Origin of the sequence: Paraburkholderia sp. ZP32-5 (assembly GCF_021390495.1) — a bacterium.
GTDB lineage: Bacteria > Pseudomonadota > Gammaproteobacteria > Burkholderiales > Burkholderiaceae > Paraburkholderia.
This window is the reverse complement of the sequence record NZ_JAJEJP010000003.1, coordinates 162,714-181,306: the sequence shown is the minus strand read 5'-3', so window position 1 is coordinate 181,306 and position 18,593 is coordinate 162,714. Positions and strand designations below refer to the sequence as shown.

The window sequence follows — 18,593 nt, the reverse complement described above, 5'->3', positions numbered from 1 at the left end:
CTAAATCAATGCGTAGGCGTGCAGCGCAGCTTCTAATGTCGATGCGGACAATACGCTGTCGTCGACGAGTGATTTCAGCGCTGTCACGGCGATCCATTGCGCGGAGAGAAAATCTGCCCCTGCTGCCGCGCGCCGCGGAGCAGCACCGAGTGCTGCGAATCGCGCTGGTACAAATGGCGCGATCTGCGCGGCAACGTGCTGTGCGTAGCCGGTCACGGCGATTACCGGGGTCGTACTGCTGCCCAGACATTCGCTGACGTGGGACCGTTGCGGTGGGCATTCCGGATGAAGCATGTTATGTCGCGCGGCAGCGTGCCCTTCGCGCGCAAGACGTGTATAGCTCGGACAACTCCAGACTTCCGCCCCGATCCCCCAGTCCTGCGCGAGTAACCTCGCAGCATCGAGCACGCGCTGTAGCGTATGACCAGCGCCGCACAGGCGAACGCTCGGTGCTATTCCCCGATCTCCGCCGATGTTCATATCCGGCGCGAGCTTCAGACGATACATTCCTTTGATCGCATTTTCCGCGTCCGCACGATGCAACGGGCCGATGTCGGCGTGCATATCGTCGTGCGTCGCCAGATAGTAGAAACCGGCCTTGTGTTCAATATAGAGCGACTGCAGCGCCGATCGCAGAATGGCGCGCGCTTCGTCGGCGGAAGCGGGGTCGTAGGGCGTGCAGTGCGGATGCGAAGCGAGCCATAGAGGAAGCGCGGGTTGCACACCCTTGCACCACGTTGATGGCCGCGTTTCGGCGTCATTGCACAAGATGCCGCGTTCGGCGGATTCGAACGACAGCATCTGCAGTCTATCGAGCGTTTCCGACGCAAACAGATGCAGCAGTGGCTTTTCGAACGCGTGACGGTCGCTTTGAAACCATAGCGGCCATGCGCTGGGCAGCGTCGAATCGGCGGGCGCCTCGGGGAGTGTGCGATGCAACTCGCGGCTCTGATGCGCCCTCACGATGGTGATCTGTTGCGACACCGGACTATTGCCGCCAAGGCTATCTGCGATAGCAGCGACGGCGCGAAACGGCGAGAGAGCATTGCGTGTGAGGTTGTTCTCCGTAGCATCGAGCGCGTCAAGGCAGGCACGCGCCGCATCGCGTGTTGCGCTCGAGAAAGACGGAGGGCGAAGTTGCGCTGAAGTCATATCGATGCCTGGGGTCGTTTAGCGACTTGCAAAAGCCAAATTTTGGCCATACGATTGCAATTGCAATCGTATGGATTGTAATTGCAATCATGCGAAGGTCGCAAGGAGCCCTATGTCAAGCACCGATAGCATTACCCTGTACACCGCGAATACGCCCAACGGACAGAAAGTCAGCATCTTCCTGAAAGAAGCGGGCATTGCCGCGCGTCAGGTGAATCTCGATCTGTCGAAAGGGGACCAGCACCGGCCGGACTATCTGAAGATCAATCCGAACGGGAAGATTCCCGCTGTGGTTGATCATGAAGCAAACTTCACGGTCTTCGAGTCTGGTGCGATCCTGACTTATCTTTCGTCGAAGACCGGTTGTCTATGGCCGGTTTACCCCTGGCAACAGAGCACGGTTCAGCAGTGGCTGTCTTTTCAGATCGGCGGTATTGGCCCAATGCTCGGTCAGTTGTGGTGGTTTCTGCACGTGTCCGGCGCTACCAACCAGGAGGCCATTACGCGCTATCGCAAAGAGACATTGCGTCTTTACGGCGTGGTAAATCAACGCCTGGGCGAGTCGGAATTCGTCGCGTTGCCCGACTATACGATTGCCGATATTGCCGCTTTCACCTGGCTACGTACCTTCGAGGAACTCGACGTCGACGTGTCGAAATTTCCCCATGTAGAGCGTTGGCTCAAGGTGATCGGTGCTCGCCCAGCCGTGATTGAAGGTCTCGCTGCAAGCAGGGCCGCATCGACGATCGTCGTTGAGCAATCCAGCGCAGCGGAGAATTAACGACATGGCCTGGGCAATGTTGCTTTTTGCCGCGATGCTGGAGATCGTTATGGGCGTTTCTCTGAAGCTGAGCGCCGGATGGACACGGCTCATGCCGAGCCTCATCGCAATCGGTGCGGGATTGGGCAGCATCTATTTATTGGCACGTTCGCTTTCGTCTCTGCCGATCGGCACCGCTTACGCGATCTGGACCGGTATAGGCACGATCGGGTTGGTCGCGATCGGCATGATCTGCTTTCAGGAGGGGGCGGGCTGGATGCGGTTGTTCTTTCTTGGCCTCGCGCTTACCGGCGTTATCGGCTTGCGGTTTACTGGGCCTTCGATCTGAAAGATCGGAATGAAAGAGAGGCGCACGCTACTGCGATTCAGGAGAAAAACGTGTCACCTTTGTGGCAGGGAGCTAAGCGCAATGAAGGGAAAAGAAGGCGAGTTATCTCAGCTGTTGTGATCCGACGAAGGCTGATCGGCTGCGGACGTGGCGGTCGAGCCACCCAGACCCGCTTCCCAGGCATAGCGGAACAGGTCGGCATCGCGCTCGATGCCGAGCTTCTTCATTGCGGTGACTTTCTGGGAACTGATTGTCTGCTTGCTGCGATTGAGTTTTTGGGCGATCTCGCCAATCGACATCCCCGAAACATAAAGTCGAACGACTTCAACTTCCCGCTTGGACAACTCCACTCGTTCGCTCTTCGGAGTCGGGTAATTTCCTTCGCTCGGATAGTACGTGGCGTGTGCGTAAACGGCGTGAATCGCGGAGATCAGCTGGCTGAGATCGTCCGCCTTGTTTATCAGCGAGTGCACGCCAAGACGGGAGACCTCACGCACGATAGCGGGGTTGTCGACCATCGTGAAGACGACGATCTTCAATTCCGGGTAGCGCCGTCGCAGATAGGAGAAAAGTGGGATGCCGTCCCCGTACGCGCCGTTGGGCATCGCGTAATCGGCCACGAGCACGTCGCAGGGGACGGATTCGAGCAGCTCAACGATCTCGCTGGAGTTCTGTGCCGTTCCAGTAACTTTTATGGTTTTTGCTGGATCGAGCGCGTACTTTACACCGGCGAGAAGTGCCGGGTGGTCGTCGGCGAGCACGACGTTGATTTGCATGGAAGACCCCAGATGGGTATTTGTAAATGGAATATTGAGATAAGTATAGTTCGAAGCTTTAAGTCTTTCACCGAAAACGATTCCGTTTAACGCTAGTTGATCATTGTCAGAAGCCGGGGCGCCGCATAGTCGTATTTCTGCGGATTGGCATCCGGATGCCGCTCAGGGTGAGCGGCTTGAAGGGCGATCCGCGGGAATAGGCGGCAACTGCGGTGGGAGGTCGGGAGCGGGCCGACTGGAGCAAACGACGACGCGCAAACTGGCGGGAGATGAGTCGATCGACAGGACTTGCGTCGATCAGGCAGTGCTGCGCGGATTGATTTCCCGGCAGCGGGACGTGTGAGAGATCAGTTCTGACCGGCTGGCATCAAACCAGTCGAGTGCGAATCGTCGAGACGCAGCGATAGTGGGTTTTCATAGACGAGCCGGAACAGGTCGACGTCGCGTGCCACTCCGCATTTGCGCATCGCACTGAGCTTCTGCGCGCTGACTGTCTGACGCGCCTGATTCAGATGCTGCGCAATCTGGGTCACGGTGAGTCCAGACGCGTAAAGGCGCAGCACTTCGAACTCGCGTGGGGTGAGACTCGAGAAAGGCGAAACAGCGTGCGGTACGGCCCGGTCGCTTGCGATGGCCGGATTGACCGTATGAGAGTGCTCGGAGTCCGGCGGGGCGAGTACACGAGCCGGAATCTGATGACTCGCGGCGCGCACCGCTTCAACCAACATTTCCTCTTCGTCCGTTTTTCTGACGATCGAGCGAATGCCGATATTGAGCGCCGCGCGCTCCACAGCCGGTTGATTGCCGATGGTGAAGAGCACGATCTGCAGCGCCGGATAAAGGCGCTGGATATTGCCAAGAAATGCCAGCTTGTCGCGACGTGAGTGTGCTGCTGCGAGATAGTCAGTGACCAGCACGTCGCAGTGCTTTGCCGCGAGCAATGCCTCCAGCTCACCGACGTTGCGCGCGGTTCCTGTAATGTTGAATTGCTCGAACTTCGATAGCACGCGTTCGACGCCGACTAGCACTGCCGGGTGGCTATCGGCCACTGCAATGTTGATTCGCATTCGGGCTCCCCTGTAATCTGATTCGGACTCTGAGATGTCCTCCGATTAATTCGAGTACTCTACGCGGGCGCGCGCGGAGTGCCTCCAGGACCGGTCCGTATTTCCCCCGGAAATAGATGGGACATGTCCGAATCCGTTCGTTTAGCGTTTAGCTTCGGGCGCGTGCGTAGAATCGCGCAATCGTTCACATGAGACAGGGGATACCGAGTGCCAACGACACCTTTGCGACGTCTACAGCGTTATCAGGACATGCTGCTATTGGGCGGCGGCGTGGTGGTGACGCTGGTCGCGTTCCTCACGTTCGCGGTGACCTGCATCTACGCGGTGCGCAATTTCATGTCGGACGAACGTCACCAGGTCGCGGACGACCGGACTCGCGTGGCGGCGGCGGTGCACGAAGCCGAGACGTCGCTGCGCCGTACTGTCAGCTACATCGAACTGTCGTGGCCATCGCTGCAGATGTCGGACGGCGCGGCTTACGACGCGTTCCTGCAAGACGGCAACCGGCTCGTCATTCCGAGGCCGACCATGCCGACCGGTGTGCTCTTTGCCGCCGATACCAGTGCGCTCAAGGACGCGGCGCTGGTTCGTCGCTACCTCGCTCTCGCGCAACAGTTCGCGTTGAGTAATGCCTCCGCGTCGCTCAGCAATAACGTCGACGTCGACGGATATATCTATAGCCCGCATCAGGAATTGATCGTTGTGCCCGCACCGGTCCTGTCAGCTGGTGCGCCCACGCACGTGAGCGAACTTATCGAGTCGCTGAAGGTGGACTTTGCCAGGCTCACGCCGCGGGTCAACGACCGATCCGGCGGCTACTTGCAACCGGTCTACTGGCTAGCGCCAGCTACCGATCCAATCACCGGCAAAGTGCGGCTGCGTCTCGTATCTCAGGCGCGCAGCAATGGTGAACCGTTCGCCGTGGTCGCCATCGAATACGATCCGCAGACCTTGCTGAGCTCATTGGTCGGACGCGGTGAAGATCGAACCTACGCCGTGACCGGTCCAAACGGCAAGATCGTGGCGCGGCTGGGCTCAGACGACGACAAGCGCCGCGCCGCGGAGCAGGCTGGTCTGCAGCGCACGCTGGCGCATTCCACGTCGTCCAGCGCGGCGATTGCTTACCGTAATGGCTATTTCGTACTCAGCGAGCCAATCGCCGATACCGGCTGGACGCTGCTCTACGTGTTCTCGTGGCGCGACATGGCGGCGGGTGTGCTGGCTCAGGTGAGCGCGGCGGCTGCCGCGACGGTCATCATTCTCGTCGTAGTGTGGACACTGCTGCTGGCGTTCCGCAGTCGCGTGTTTGCTCCTTTGCTGGCCGACTCCGCGCGTGTTTTTGAAAGCGAGGATTTGAGCCGCACGCTCATTCATACGGCACCTGTAGGGCTCGCGCTGGTTTCGCGGAAAAGCGGTGAGCGATTGCTGGATAGCCCGTTGATGAAAGAGATGGGCTCTCGTATCGTCGGTGACGCCAAGGCGTTGGCGGACGCGCTGGTTGTACGTTACGCGGCGTTCGAACACACGCTCGCGATCAACGAGACCGACGGCGTGTTACGCCAGGACTTCGTTTTTCCTGCGTGCAGCGGCGAGAGCATCGAACTTGCCGCTAGCGTCTCCGCCGCGCGCTTCAAGGGCATTGACGTGCTGGTGGGCGCCTTTACCGACGTGACGGAGAATCGCCGGCTGCAGCGTGAACTGCGCGAAGCGAAGCTGGCCGCGGACTCCGCCAATCAAGCCAAGTCGGCGTTCCTCGCCGCGATGAGCCACGAAATCCGTACGCCGCTGAATGCCATCCTCGGCAATCTCGAACTGCTTGCGAATTCGCCGCTGTCGAGCTCGCAGCGTGACCGGCTTGCGACCGTGCGCTCGGCGTCGGATGGCTTGCTCGCCGTCATCAGCGACATTCTCGATTTTTCCAAGATCGAAGCCGGAGAGATGACGATCGAGAGTATCGAATTCGATGTCCTCGAAGTCATAGAGCGCGTGCTGAAGATCTTCGAACCAGTCGCCCGGGCACGCGGCATAGGGCTCTTTGCGCGCCTGAATCTCGCGATCGGGCAGACCATGCGGGGCGACCCCACGCGCGTAGGCCAGATCCTCAATAACCTGCTGAGTAACGCGATCAAATTTACCCAGCACGGCAAGGTCACTCTCGTAGCGGACATCGAACAGTCGAGCGACGCGGCGTACACGCTGTGCTTCGTAGTTGAAGATACTGGCATCGGCATCTCGACCGAGCATCGCGAACGGTTGTTCCGCGCGTTCTCACAGGTTGATGTATCGATCAACCGGCGCTTCGGTGGTACCGGTCTTGGACTGGCGCTGTGCCAGCGCCTGGTTCGGGCGATGCACGGAAGCATCGACGTAACGAGCACGCTCCACGTCGGCAGTCGCTTCACGGTTTGTCTGCCGCTAGGCAAGGGTTCTACGAAGCTCGAAAGCGGGCGTCCCTTCGACGGTCAATCCGTGCTGTTTCTCAGCTCCGCGGACGAATGGTGCGATTTCGCGCTGCCGCACCTCACGCGATGGGGCGCGGAGGTCAGCGCGTATCGACATCCGGCGGCGATCTCGGGAGCCGAACTGGAGTCGGCCGCCGTGCTGGTGATCTGGGGCTCGCGCGAGCAGTGGCAGCCCGATGATGAGAATCGACTGGTCGAAGAAGCGACACGGGTCGTCGATGGTTACCCCGAAGGGCCCGCGCATGCCATCCGTGCCGGCAAGATCGTGAGCGCTTCGTGCCTGAGCCTGAACGGTCTCTTCGCGAGCATGCGAGCGACACTGCTTGGCGAGTCACTGCCTGGTCCGGCAACCACGACGAATCTCTTGACGCGGACTGATACTCCGCTGCCGATGCGTCGCCTGAAAGTTCTGGTTGCCGAAGACAATGCGGCAAACCGGCTTTTGATAGCAGAACAACTGACGTCGCTAGGCTGCGATGTGCAAGCCGCCTGGAATGGGCATCACGCTCTGGAGTTGCTTGACACCCAGGAGTGGGACGTATTGCTGACCGACTTGAACATGCCTGGCTTGAGCGGCTATCAGCTTGCCGAAGCCGTGCATGAGCTGCGGCCCGAGTTGCCGATCATGGCGGTGACCGCACACGCCACGAATGAGGAACTTCGACGATGCGAAGCCGCGGGCATGGAACGCGTGATGATCAAGCCATTGTCGTTGCAGAAACTCCACGACGTCGTGGCAGCCATTGCCTCGAGGCGGGGCGTGGAGCTGAGTACGGTTTCGAACGCCGACGAGGCAAAGTTCGGCCCGAATGCGTTGCCCCGGCATCTTCGCGAAACCTTCACGACGTCCACACAGGAAGCGCTTGCCGCGATTGACGAAGCAGAAGCGATTCAGGACGTCGACGCTGTACTTGCGCAGTTGCATTCCATACGCGGGGCGCTCGCCGTGTTCGGGTATCGTGATCTGGCGGAAGCTTGTGCACGCGTGCAGGCCGATATCAGGGGCGATCTTGAGGCGCCGTTGTCCGGGAGGCTCGATGAGCTTAAACAGTCGTTGCGCGACATGCTTGTCGAAGATGCGAGAGATTTGAGGGCGTGAAAAACGCGAGCTTGTTTGAACATGCGGCATGGAAGTCACATGGAGAATGTGACAGATGACGTTGGTGGCAAATGAGTAGGGAAGGTGATGTCGGAGTCTTTCGTTGCAACTAAATTGACGATGATCATTGGGCTGCGAAGATTACGTAATATCCGCTTGGAGAGCTGAAAGCGTTTTTCTTCAGAGAAGTTGTACCGGTTTGCGGGCCTAATTTGCGGGCGGCCGTGCTCCCCCTTTTGGATAGCCCGTGTAATCGAATAGCAGCGCGTAGCGGTGCACCTCGTTGATGTGTTCGCACGCCGTTTCAAGGTATGCCGGAACGACGGCTCACCGACGAAGAATTTGACCGGCTTGCCGGGTTCCGTGACACCATCGCCTGTTGACCGGCGAGATCATCCATCTTGAACCATCCTTCCAAATGGAGCCTCGCGCCCGTCTTGAGCAGGATGTTGATCCCGAACGCGCCGACGGATGTCGCCGTGATCTTCAGTAACGCGCTCGATGACAACGGCGCAAAGAAGGCCGAATCTGTCTGCGGAGCGATGATACGTCTGGTGCCGCCGCGACGAGCCTGTGCCAGGCGTAGTGATAGCGTTTCGCGCGGTAGATTGCGATCTGCTCACCGTGGAGCATCAATCTTCGTAATCTGTTCCGTGTCGTTCGGGTAGAACTGCCAGCTTTCCTCGCCCTGCGAATGGATACGGCCACCGCCAGATGTTCGCCTTTTCGTGACCATTGCTTCAAGAAGCCATCCTAACGGGGATGTATGGTCAAGCTCGGGGCACACTCTTCTGTTCGGCCTTGATGGGGATGCGTCCGCGCGAACGAGGCCTCATTAACGGCGACGCTTGATGGAAAGTCGGCCGTCGCTTCATGTGTCGGTCCCTTGTACAAACCTTTCCTTGTATTCGACAAACTGCGCTAGCTCGTTTTGTGGACGCGAGTTGCTTCTTGATGCTGGCGGATCCTGCACGAAACCCTTGGGCGATTGAATCTGACAGTGATACGAAGCGAAGGGCTACGGGCGGGAAATTCCGTGATTTTTCGGACTGGTCCCATTGGATGAGCATTACTCGCCACGTATAGTTCAACCATATTCTCAATATGTATTGAATAAATGACTAACATCGGCTTTTTCGAATTCATGCTGCCGTAAGAGTCGAGGGCGAAGACTGAATAGCACCCTGACACGCATCACGCCGCGAAAGGCTGGTCTCCATGTTCATAGCCGATTCTTCGCCATCAGTCTTATTCCGAGGCAGTTGTCTCGAAACCGCAAGTCACCGGAATTCAGATGGCCGATAGCCCGCGATGTTTATCGATGGCGATTTCTTTGAGAATATGGATTTACTAAATCTATCGCCAATCAATAAACATTTTCTCGAAAATCCTTATGGATGGTTGATTTTATGAATAAGTCCTATATTTGTGTTTGGAATGAATCTACACAGTCGTGGGTTGCAGCGTCGGAATTGTCTGTAACTCGAGGAAAAGCCAGTAAGGCGCGAGTAGCGGCAGCAACTGCCGCTGTGACTTTCGCTCTCTTCGGAATGCCTTGCGGCGGATCGGCAGCAACAATTACTACGCCAGTTCAAGCAACGAACGGTGCTGGTTCTGGAACGTCCACCGCCGCTTCTGCGACAGGAACGGACGCAACAGCGGTGGGGGCCAGTGCACTTGCGTCCTCAGTGGGCACAGTAGCTGTGGGCGCACTCGCGAGTGCGACTGGGACATACAGCACCGCGACTGGCTATAACTCGACGGCATCTGGCGGTGGATCGGTTGCTCTTGGAGAATTTTCGACTGCTGCTGGCGGCGGTGCAACGGCACTAGGGGGGAGCGCAGTTAGTGATGGTAAATATGGCATTTCCATTGGTTACTACGCAAACGTGAGCTCAGCAGCTATTTCGGGTATATCGATTGGCCACAGTGCGTCGGTGTCAGCAACGGGAGCAATAGCAATCGGAGAGAACGCGAGTGCGGCGAGCGCGAACTCGGTGGCACTTGGCCGCGGATCGACGACGACGGCAGATCTGGGTGCGGCAGGTTACAACCCCGGTGCGAACACCGTATCGGGGCTTGCTTCGGCTGCGAGTGGCGAAGTGTCTGTCGGTTCCGCCAGCAACGAACGTCGCGTTACAAACGTGGCGGCGGGAGCGTCCGCGACCGACGCGGTCAATGTTAGTCAGCTAGATTCGGAGGCGGCCAAGTCGAACTCGATCGGCGTGGCGACGGCGGCTGCACTGGGCGGGGGGGCAACCTATGATGCAAAAACCGGTTCGATTGTTGCACCGCGTTTTCAGGTTGGCGGCGAAACTGTTGACAATTTGAGTGATGCCATCGCTAACCTGGATGACCATGCAACGCGAAACGCGACTGCCATTGCAAACGTGGAGGGATCGGTTACGGACTTGGCACAACAATTGGACGCGAAGGTCGGCCTGGTGAAGCAGGACGCGGATACGCAGGCGATCACGGTGGCGTCGGCCACGGGTGGCGCGTCGATCGACTTCACTGGCACGGACGGTGCGCGTACGCTGAGCGGCGTTGCGGACGGCCAGTTGAACTCCGACAGCAAGGAAGCGGTCAACGGCTCCCAACTGGCTGCGACCAACGATCGTGTGTCGTCTGCCGAGAGCAACATTGCGCAGAATGCGGCTGATATTGCTGGCAACACGTCGGCGATCGGCGGTCTGGATACTCGTGTCGGTACGGCTGAGAGCAACATTGCGCAGAACACAACTGATATTGCCGGCAACACCTCGGCAATTGGCAGTCTGGATACTCGTATTGGCAACGCGGAGAGCAATATCGAGACCAATGCATCTGCAATCGGCAGCGTTAAAGACTCCGTGACTAACCTCACTCAGCAACTCGGCTCGGGTTCGCTTGGATTGATGCAGCAGGATGCCGACACCAAGGCGATTACGGTGGCCTCGGCAGCCGGTGGAGCACTAGTGGACTTCACTGGCGCCGACGGTGCACGTGTGCTGAGCGGCGTGAAGGATGGTCGACTGGAAGCTGGCAGTTCGGAAGCGGTTAATGGCTCGCAACTGGCAGCAACTAACACGCGTATGTTGTCGGCTGAGGACAGCATCGCGAAGAACACATCGGACATTGCTGCAAACACGTCGACGATCAGCAACATCGACGGGCGTGTTTCGAACGTCGAAGGTTCGGTGACGAATCTGGCGAATCAACTAACCACCGGTGAGGTTGGCTTGGTGAAGCAAGACGCGGATACACGCGCGCTCGCAGTGGCGTCGGTCACCGGCGGCACGTTGATGGATATCACCGGCACGGATGGTGCGCGCAGGCTGACGGGTGTCGCGGACGGCAATGTAGCCGCGAACAGCTCGGACGCAGTGAACGGCTCGCAACTGGCGGAGACCAACACGAATGTCGCTCAGAATAAGTCCGACATTGCTAATAACACGTCGAAGATTGCCGACATTGACGGCCGTGTAACCGACACGGAAGGCAGCATCGCGAAGAACACCGCAGACATCGCCGAAAACACTGCCAACCTGTCGGGTCTGATGAACGGCTCAGTCGGTCTGGTGCGGCAGAACACGGCGAACGGCGACATCGCGATCGGGAGTGAAGTTGGTGGTAGCGCGATCAACGTTGCAGGCACCGACGGCGTACGGGTGGTACGAGGTGTCGCAAACGGCACCGACAACACTGACGCCGTGACCATTGCCCAGTTGAAGGCGGTAGGTCTTGTCGATCCGACCGGTCAAACGTTGGGTGCTTTGGTGTACGACGATCTAAGCTTTGGTCGCGCAACCTTGGGCGGCACTAATGGCACGGTGATCGGCAATCTGGCGAACGGTCTGGTGGCGGCAAACAGCATGGAAGCGGTCAACGGCGGGCAGTTGTATGCGCTGCAGGACCAGTTCGAAACGCAATACAAGCAGTTGTTCACCCAGTACGATCAACTGAACGTCCAGGTCAATTATTTGGGCGAGCAGATCGTGAACAATGCTGAGGGCCCGGTCAATCCGGCACTGCCTGGTACTGGTTCGGGTAGCACGGCAGTCGGGTCCGGTGCAATTGCTTCGGGCGACAACAGCACGGTACTCGGTTCGGGCGCGGCAGCCACGGGCAACGGTAGTACGGCTACGGGTAACGATGCCAGTGCATCCGGTGAAAACAGCACTGCGCTGGGTTCCAATTCGAGCGCCACGGGTAACAATGCCGTCGCGCTGGGGCAGGGCTCGGTTGCGGATCGCGATAACTCCGTGTCGGTGGGTTCCGCTGGTAACGAGCGTCAGATTACTAATGTTGCGGCAGGTACTGCGCCGACCGATGCGGTCAATCTGGGGCAAGTCAATGGTCTGTTGTCGCAAGGCGTGCAGCAAGCCAATAACTACACCGATCAGCGCTTTGATCAGGCGAACCACGCGATCAATCAGGTGGCGAGAAACGCCTACGCAGGTGTGGCGGCCGCGATGGCGATGCCGAACATGACGCCGTCCGGCCCGGGTCGTACGATCGTTGCTGCCGGTGTTGGCAATTACAAGAATGGCAGCGCGTTGGCCGCCGGAGCGACGTATCGGTCGCAGAACGGCAAGTGGTTGATGAATGGTGCGGTATCGGTGACGTCTACGGGCGATGCTGGGGTGCGTGCTCAAGTCGGCTACGAGTTCTAAGCATGGAGTGGATATCCGTATCGGGTGACAGACAGCTTTAGGTTGCCACGACAACGGATCATCTTGCACGGTTTGCTGGGTACGGCAAACCGTGCTTTTTTATGCGCATCTTTTGTTTAATCGTAGGCGAGATATCAGCGTAAGCGGGAGGCAATCGATCGCGAGGTTCGCTAAGATTTCGAGCGTATCGTGTCCACCTAACGAATAAACGGAGACGCGAACGCTACCGTCGATGAAGGCATGTCGTCTGAACGCCGCCAGTGACGCGATGGCGAGGAATTTAAGGCAAGGGTCGTGGCTGCCTGCAAGGTGTTTCAGCGCCGCGCACCCGCATCACGCTTATCTGTTTGCCAACAGCTGGGCTAATCGAGTGAAGATGCTCGTTCATGACGGGATCGGTATCTGGCTAGCAGAGCGGCGCCTTAATCAAGGCCAATTCGTTTGGTCGCGCGAGGGTTGTGAGTCTAGGCAGTACGCTGATGCACGAACATTGGCTGGCCTGGTGTTGGATCTACCGTAGCGGCGCATCGGCCATGACAGTGTGATCCGCACCGTTTGATGACGAGGTCAGCAGTTTCGTTTCGCGGGTGTGCGGTTGTTGGCAGGCTGGTTTGCATGAGAACTTGCCCATGGATCTTGAATCCCTCAGTCCGGACCAGTGACGTGCCTTCGCAGTGCAGTTGACCGCCGAGGTGCAGTAAGGACCGGGAAGTCAACGAGTGGGACAGGGAACTGAGTGCAACATTGGCACGCCCGTATTGACCAGCTATCACACGAGATCGCGATGCAGTTCGGTTAGCGTGGCGACCGGGTTAATAGTGAGCAGATGAGCCTTCTTGAGGAAGCCATTGATGGCGATGTGGTAGCCATCGAAATGGAGTTTGAACCGGCTTCGATGACTTGCCACCTTAACGATCGGCTTTCTTAGGGGCAAGTGATGCCGTACCTTCAACTTGATACGAACAAGTGCTTCTCGACTGCTCAAAAGCAGCCTGTTGCAGCGAAAATGAGCGGGACTTATGAGAGTGTGATGTCGGTGGACGTCCGTCGCACTAGCGTCGCGATACGTGAATTCGGCGACGGTGGCATCCAGCGCATCACGGCAACGGGTACGACCTTGAGCCCGTGTTTGTGATGATGCCGGATATCCACCGCAGCCGACCGTTCGGGTTGTGCATGGAAGTGGTGAAGGCGCTCTGTGCGCACTGTGGAAATACTGAGCTTGCGCGGAGACCGCTTCAACGTGGAGTTCAAACGGCGCTCGGGAGACTAGATGTGCCATCCGACGCTGGGAGACTACAGCCCCGAATGGTCTGGGGATGAGCAATGAGGCGTATGTGTTCAACGAACTTCGATGGTCCTGCCAAATTACATCGATCGATCAACTTGTGGTTCCCTGGCGTGTCCTTGATCGCCCGATCGATCTTGCCGCGACAGAACCGCTTGCCGCGAAGGACGTAAATCTCAAACGATCTTGCAGCATGCGCCCGGTTCAATGACGGAACGCGAAGCGCGATAAATCGCCAAAGCACAGAACTCTGTCTCGCCCATGCCCACCTTGCGAGCGGCTTCACGCATCGCCGAGGTGTCAGAGGGGTGAAGATGCAGCGAGAGCGTGATGCGCTTCGGTAGCGCAGCCTCGTCCAGGGTGCTATCAGCGCGCAGTTGTTGTTTGGGCGCACGCCGACGCGGCGAGATCAGTGCCTGAAGCCAATCTTTAAAGCGTGTCGGGAAAAGGGTCATGTGGCTGTTGCAAATCAGCCCTGCGCGCTCGTGCAGTTTGCCTGCCTCGATCAGAAAAAACGGGCTCATATCGCCTCCGTGTAAGCAAGTTGAAATAGACGGGGTGATGGTAGCGACGCAGACTGCGCAAGACCATAGGACGCGTCCTGGTTTGACATGCGCGACTTCAAATTTCATCGCCATATCAACGGGTTGTCGCGGCTTCGATCGCCATCTCGAACTGTGCTCCATCTCGCAACACGGCTATTGAATGTGCGTGATTACATAATCGGCATCCCCGGCTATCGAACCTCGCCGTCCCTCGTGCCCGCCGCCACAGCAGCCCGGAGAAACTCAACGACCTTCGGCCACGACTCCTCGTTCGCGCGCGCGTTGGCTTCGGGCGTGCCGCCGGCGCTCAGGTCGACCTTTGCCACGGCATGCGGCTTGACGATGCGCGTGGTCGGCACGAACGGAAAGTGGATTGAATGCCCCGCGCCTTCGTACTTCAGATGCGCGACCGGATACGGATGCCGTGCCGCATGCATCCGCTCGACAATGCCGTCAGCCATCGTGGAAGACGGCCAGAAGCCATCGTCGGTACCGGACAGTAACAGGACCGGCCCCGTGATGTTCTCGACACGGATCCGGCTGCGTTCCACCGCATCCGTATCGCGCAGCGCCGACACGAACGACGGGGCCTGCCGCACCGGAGAGACGGTGCTGTTGAACGCCGCCCAGTCGGCGGTGCGATTGTCATCCCACACGGTGGCGAGTCGCTGGCCGCCGAGCGTCCAAGCCGGCGATGCCGGATGTTCGCCAGGACGCCCCGCGCGCAACGTGCCGTGCACGACCGAACTCGGCACGTAACCGACGACAGCCGATACTGCGGAGCCATATGTCGCGCCGAGCAGTAACGCGAGTTCCGCGCCGCGCGATTGTCCCAGCAACGCGACGAAGCCGTGCGCTGGCGCGAGATTCATGCGCGACCACGCGATCGCCGTTGCAAAGTATTCGAGCGGCGTCGCGGAGATATGGTCGGGCCGCCCCGGTGCCTGGAAATAGCCGAGTGCGAAGGCAGCGAAGCCGTGTGCCGCCAGCAGTGCCGCGCGTGCCTCGTTGATGCCGCCGCCCGAGCCGTTCAGCACGATGACGACCGGATGCGGGCCCGAGCCCGCCGGTTGAAACAACGTGCCCACGAGTCCTTCGGCGCGAATCTCCGTGCGCGATACACCGTCCGCGACCAGTTGCTGAACGAGCGTGGCAGTCGCGCGCGCACCCGATGCGCTGGTCGCCTCGAACTCGATCGTGCGCGAGTCGATGGCTTCGTCACCACGTGGCGTCTCGCTGCCGCGCACGAGTTCGAGCGACCAGATCAGACCGCTTGCCGAAGCATGCCGATAACTGCTGCCTTCGGCGGGCACTGCGTCATCGAGGTCGAGCGAACCATCGGGGCCGGCTGTGAAGTGCGCGTGGCTCTGCCACAGCGTGCCATCCGCGCGCGTGAGCGACGCACGAATCCGCACGGATTCGTGCGGGGAAAAATGGGCGAGGCGGATGCTGCGCGGCACGTCGATCAATGCATGCGCTGGTTCGAAGCTCAGCGTCGGCGTGACAGGATGGGCGGTCGTCATGGATAGTCGTCCGGTTGGCGCCTTCAGTGCGCGGCGCGCGCCGCGTTGCGGATCGCGTCTGCGTCGAAGCGGTTGAATTGCGGTACGAGCTGATTGGTGAACAGCGTGTCGATCGGCACGTTGGCCGACGCGAATTCGCCGTCGTTGGCCATACGGCTCACGTATTGGCGGATGATCGCCAGATCGAATTCGCCGGGCGTGCGCGGCTTTCCATCAGCCGTTAGCGTGACGCGCGCGAGCCTGCGGCGCACGAGTTCTTCCGCGTTCTTCAGATTGCCGGCCGCATCGCCATTTGTCGGGCGTGCTTCCGGATGCTGTCGCCAGAACGATTCGACGCAAAGCTGCAGATTGGCCGAGCATGCAACCTGCGCTTCGGTATAAGCGCGTCCGAACCGTGCAAACAGATCCGGGTTCGATTGCAATGCCTGCGTGTTCGCGATGAAACCATTGCCGGCCATCTGTCCGAACGGCGCCGGATATTCGATGCGCCGCAATGGTGTACCCGACAGCTCCAGCATGTCATGCCAACTACTGTTGTAGTTCAGCGCGTCGATCTGCCCTGTGTTGAGCGCGTGGAATCCGGAGCCGAGCACGCCGACCGGCACGATCGCGTAGTCGCCTTTCGCGAGCGAGGCTTCCTTGAGCACCGCGCGCGTGCTCGGAATCGTGCCCCACGTCAGCGCGCCAACGCCGATCTTCCGGTTCTTCAGATCCGCGAGCGTCCTGATCGGCGAGTTCGACGGCACCGCGAATTCCATCGTGTAGGTAGGCGTCGCGTTGTAGAAGTAGCGCACCGGCAGGTCGCCGCGGCCCGCGGCGTACGCAGCGAGGATCGGGTCGACGACCGGCAGGCCGATCGTCGCGTGGCCGGCCGCGACTTGCGGCACCAACGCACCGGCGCCCTCGAATGTGAGCGTCTTCACTTCGAGGTTCTCCTTCTTCCAGATACCAAGCTCGTTACCGATGGTCCAGATGCCGCCGTCGGTCACTGTCGGCGGAATCGCGAGCGCGACCGTCACCGAATCGACGGCGAGCGCGGGCGCGGCATGCATCGCAGCAAGCAGTGCGACACCTGCGACGGCTGTCGTGACGGGGCGGCGTGTGAATCGGCAAACGCGTAGGTGAAGATTGTGCAATTTCGCTCCTCGCTAACCTCGTTAAAAGACACGGCAATGCGGCTCAGGCATCTGCATTGCCGTCGGTGGACGCTTCCCAGAACACGACGTGCCGATGAACCGTGCGCACCAGTTGCGAGCCGCCGATGCCGATGACCGCGAGCAGCAACACGCCGGCGTACATCGTCGGGATGCTCATATTGGTGGCCGATGACTGGACGAGGTAGCCGAGGCCTTGTTGCGACGACACGAATTCGCCGACGACCGCGCCGATCAGCGCAAGCGACACACCGATCTGCAAGCCCGCGAAAATATCGCCTGCCACGTACGGCAGCTTCACGTGAAAAAAGATGAATGAACGCGACGCGTGAAACGCGCGGCAAGCGTCGATCAACTCCGGGTCCACGCGCCGGATGCCGACCAGCATGTTGATAAAAAGCGGAAAGAAGCAGATCAGCACCACGAGTACGAGCTTCGATGCAAAGCCGAAGCCGAACCAGACGAGAATCAGCGGTGCGAGCGCCACTTTCGGCACCGCCTGGATGCCGGTCAAAAGCGGATAGACGTAGCGTTCGAAGGTGGCGGACTCCGCGAGCAGCGCGCCGAACAGCACCGCGAGCAGTGAACCGATCGCGTAGCCGGCCGCGGTTTCGAGCAGCGTGTAGCCGATATGCGGCCACAGCGTGCCGTCCGCGAAACCGGACACGAGCGCCGTGAATACATCGGACGGCAACGGCAGGATGTACTGCGGAATATGCAGCACGGCAACCGCGAGTTGCCATACGCCGATCACGCTCACGAGCGTAATCAGCGGTGGCAGCCAGAAGCGCGCGCCGAAACGGCGAGAGAGCGTTTTCATTGGATAAAGCGCTGACGCAGGTGATTGCACGCATCGACGAAAGCGGGGGCGATCATCGTGTCGAGCGCGCGCGGGCGCGGCAGATCGATATCGAGCGATTCGACGATTTGCCCCGGTCGCTCGGACATCACTAGCACGCGGTCCGACAGGAACACCGCTTCGGGGATGCTGTGCGTAATGAACAGAACCGACTTGCGGTCGGTCATCCAGATTCGTTGTAATTCGAGCGACAACGCTTCTCGCGTCATCGCGTCGAGCGCCGAAAACGGCTCGTCCATCAACAACACCGAAGGATCGGTGACGAGCATTCGTGCGAGCCCGACGCGTTGTTGCATGCCGCCGGAAAGCTCGCGCGGGTAGTTCTCGGCGAATGCGGCGAGCCCCATCATTTCGAGCAGCTGGTCACAACGCGGCTGATAGCGTTCGAGCGGCAAACCTGCCGCACGCACTGGCAGCAGCACGTTTTCCCGCACGCTTTTCCATGGCAGCAGCAACGGCTTCTGAAAGGCGACGCCGACGTCGGCATGCGAAGTATCCGCGCTGCGCAACTCGACCGTGCCGTGCGTCGGTTGCAGTAGACCAGCGGCGACTTTCAGCAGCGTCGACTTGCCGCAACCGGATGGACCGAGGATCGACACGAATTCGCCGGCGCCGATCGTGACGCTCGCGTGATGCAACGCGTGAATGTCGGCGCCACGCGTTCGATACGCAACCGACACGTCGGACAGTTGCAGCGTAGCGGGTGAAGCCCGTGTCGGCGGTTCTGCGCGAGTGGCGGCGTGTGTCATCAAAGTCACCAAAGACTTCCCCGGAAATGGCGGCGGCGGGTGAGCCCAACCGTGGACTCGCACCGAATCCGGATGCGCCCCGCAAAAGCGTGGTGCTCCGGCGATTTCGAGCCCTTGCGATGGGCCGCCGACCGTTTAAGGCTGCCGATTGTAGC

13 protein-coding genes and 1 pseudogene are annotated in these 18,593 nt (G+C 59.5%); 6 read left to right on the top strand and 8 right to left on the bottom strand.

The window, feature by feature from the left end; translation table 11 throughout:
• Positions 1–801 carry a transketolase-like TK C-terminal-containing protein gene (locus L0U82_RS33495; protein WP_233837873.1) on the bottom strand — a complete coding sequence of 267 codons (801 nt, stop codon included), beginning with the start codon at positions 799–801 and terminating at the stop codon, positions 1–3.
• Positions 802–1,264: 463 nt separating this feature from the next.
• On the opposite strand from L0U82_RS33495, the gene L0U82_RS33490 reads away from it, so the two are divergent.
• Complete coding sequence (locus L0U82_RS33490) at positions 1,265–1,933, top strand: glutathione S-transferase family protein (protein WP_233837871.1); 669 nt, start codon at positions 1,265–1,267, stop codon at positions 1,931–1,933.
• A gap of 4 nt (positions 1,934–1,937) precedes the next feature.
• The gene (locus L0U82_RS33485; RefSeq protein ID WP_233837869.1) at positions 1,938–2,261 is read left to right on the top strand and encodes a DMT family transporter; all 324 of its coding nucleotides are present in this window, start codon (positions 1,938–1,940) and stop codon (positions 2,259–2,261) included.
• A 107-nt stretch (positions 2,262–2,368) separates the two neighbouring features.
• On the opposite strand, the gene L0U82_RS33480 is transcribed toward L0U82_RS33485, so the two are convergent.
• Positions 2,369–3,037, bottom strand: a complete 669-nt coding sequence (locus L0U82_RS33480) for a response regulator transcription factor (RefSeq protein WP_233837867.1) — start codon at positions 3,035–3,037, stop codon at positions 2,369–2,371.
• A gap of 347 nt (positions 3,038–3,384) precedes the next feature.
• A complete protein-coding gene (locus L0U82_RS33475) occupies positions 3,385–4,104 on the bottom strand; it encodes a response regulator transcription factor (protein ID WP_233837865.1) in 720 nt (239 codons plus the stop codon).
• A gap of 249 nt (positions 4,105–4,353) precedes the next feature.
• Here L0U82_RS33475 and L0U82_RS33470 point away from each other — a divergent pair, with 249 nt between their 5' ends.
• The 4 genes and pseudogenes from L0U82_RS33470 (at position 4,354) to tnpB (ending at position 12,840) form a co-directional block, all read left to right on the top strand.
• Positions 4,354–7,665 carry a hybrid sensor histidine kinase/response regulator gene (locus L0U82_RS33470; protein ID WP_233837863.1) on the top strand — a complete coding sequence of 1,104 codons (3,312 nt, stop codon included), beginning with the start codon at positions 4,354–4,356 and terminating at the stop codon, positions 7,663–7,665.
• A 1,397-nt stretch (positions 7,666–9,062) separates the two neighbouring features.
• Positions 9,063–9,671 (top strand): annotated as a pseudogene (locus L0U82_RS40045) (ESPR-type extended signal peptide-containing protein); the annotation flags it as partial.
• A gap of 96 nt (positions 9,672–9,767) precedes the next feature.
• Positions 9,768–12,320, top strand: coding sequence for a YadA family autotransporter adhesin (locus tag L0U82_RS33465; RefSeq protein ID WP_233837861.1), 2,553 nt, complete (start codon positions 9,768–9,770; stop codon positions 12,318–12,320).
• Between the two features lie 232 nt (positions 12,321–12,552).
• Positions 12,553–12,840, top strand: a complete 288-nt coding sequence (gene tnpB, locus L0U82_RS40040) for an IS66 family insertion sequence element accessory protein TnpB (RefSeq protein ID WP_442793711.1) — start codon at positions 12,553–12,555, stop codon at positions 12,838–12,840.
• A 944-nt stretch (positions 12,841–13,784) separates the two neighbouring features.
• Here the strand turns inward: tnpB and L0U82_RS33450 are convergent.
• From L0U82_RS33450 to L0U82_RS33430, 5 genes are all read right to left on the bottom strand, one after another.
• Positions 13,785–14,132 (bottom strand): hypothetical protein, encoded by a 348-nt coding sequence (locus L0U82_RS33450; protein WP_233837859.1) that lies wholly within the window; start codon positions 14,130–14,132, stop codon positions 13,785–13,787.
• Between the two features lie 212 nt (positions 14,133–14,344).
• Positions 14,345–15,676 carry an acyl-CoA thioester hydrolase/BAAT C-terminal domain-containing protein gene (locus L0U82_RS33445; protein WP_233837857.1) on the bottom strand — a complete coding sequence of 444 codons (1,332 nt, stop codon included), beginning with the start codon at positions 15,674–15,676 and terminating at the stop codon, positions 14,345–14,347.
• 23 nt (positions 15,677–15,699) lie between these two features.
• Entirely contained in the window at positions 15,700–16,728 is a 1,029-nt protein-coding gene (locus L0U82_RS33440; protein ID WP_233837855.1) for an ABC transporter substrate-binding protein, read from the bottom strand.
• Positions 16,729–16,855: 127 nt separating this feature from the next.
• Complete coding sequence (locus tag L0U82_RS33435) at positions 16,856–17,650, bottom strand: ABC transporter permease (protein ID WP_233837853.1); 795 nt, start codon at positions 17,648–17,650, stop codon at positions 16,856–16,858.
• Positions 17,647–18,438 carry an ABC transporter ATP-binding protein gene (locus L0U82_RS33430; protein WP_233837851.1) on the bottom strand — a complete coding sequence of 264 codons (792 nt, stop codon included), beginning with the start codon at positions 18,436–18,438 and terminating at the stop codon, positions 17,647–17,649. Before L0U82_RS33430 ends, L0U82_RS33435 begins: the two co-directional genes overlap by 4 nt.
• Positions 18,439–18,593: the final 155 nt, after the last annotated feature.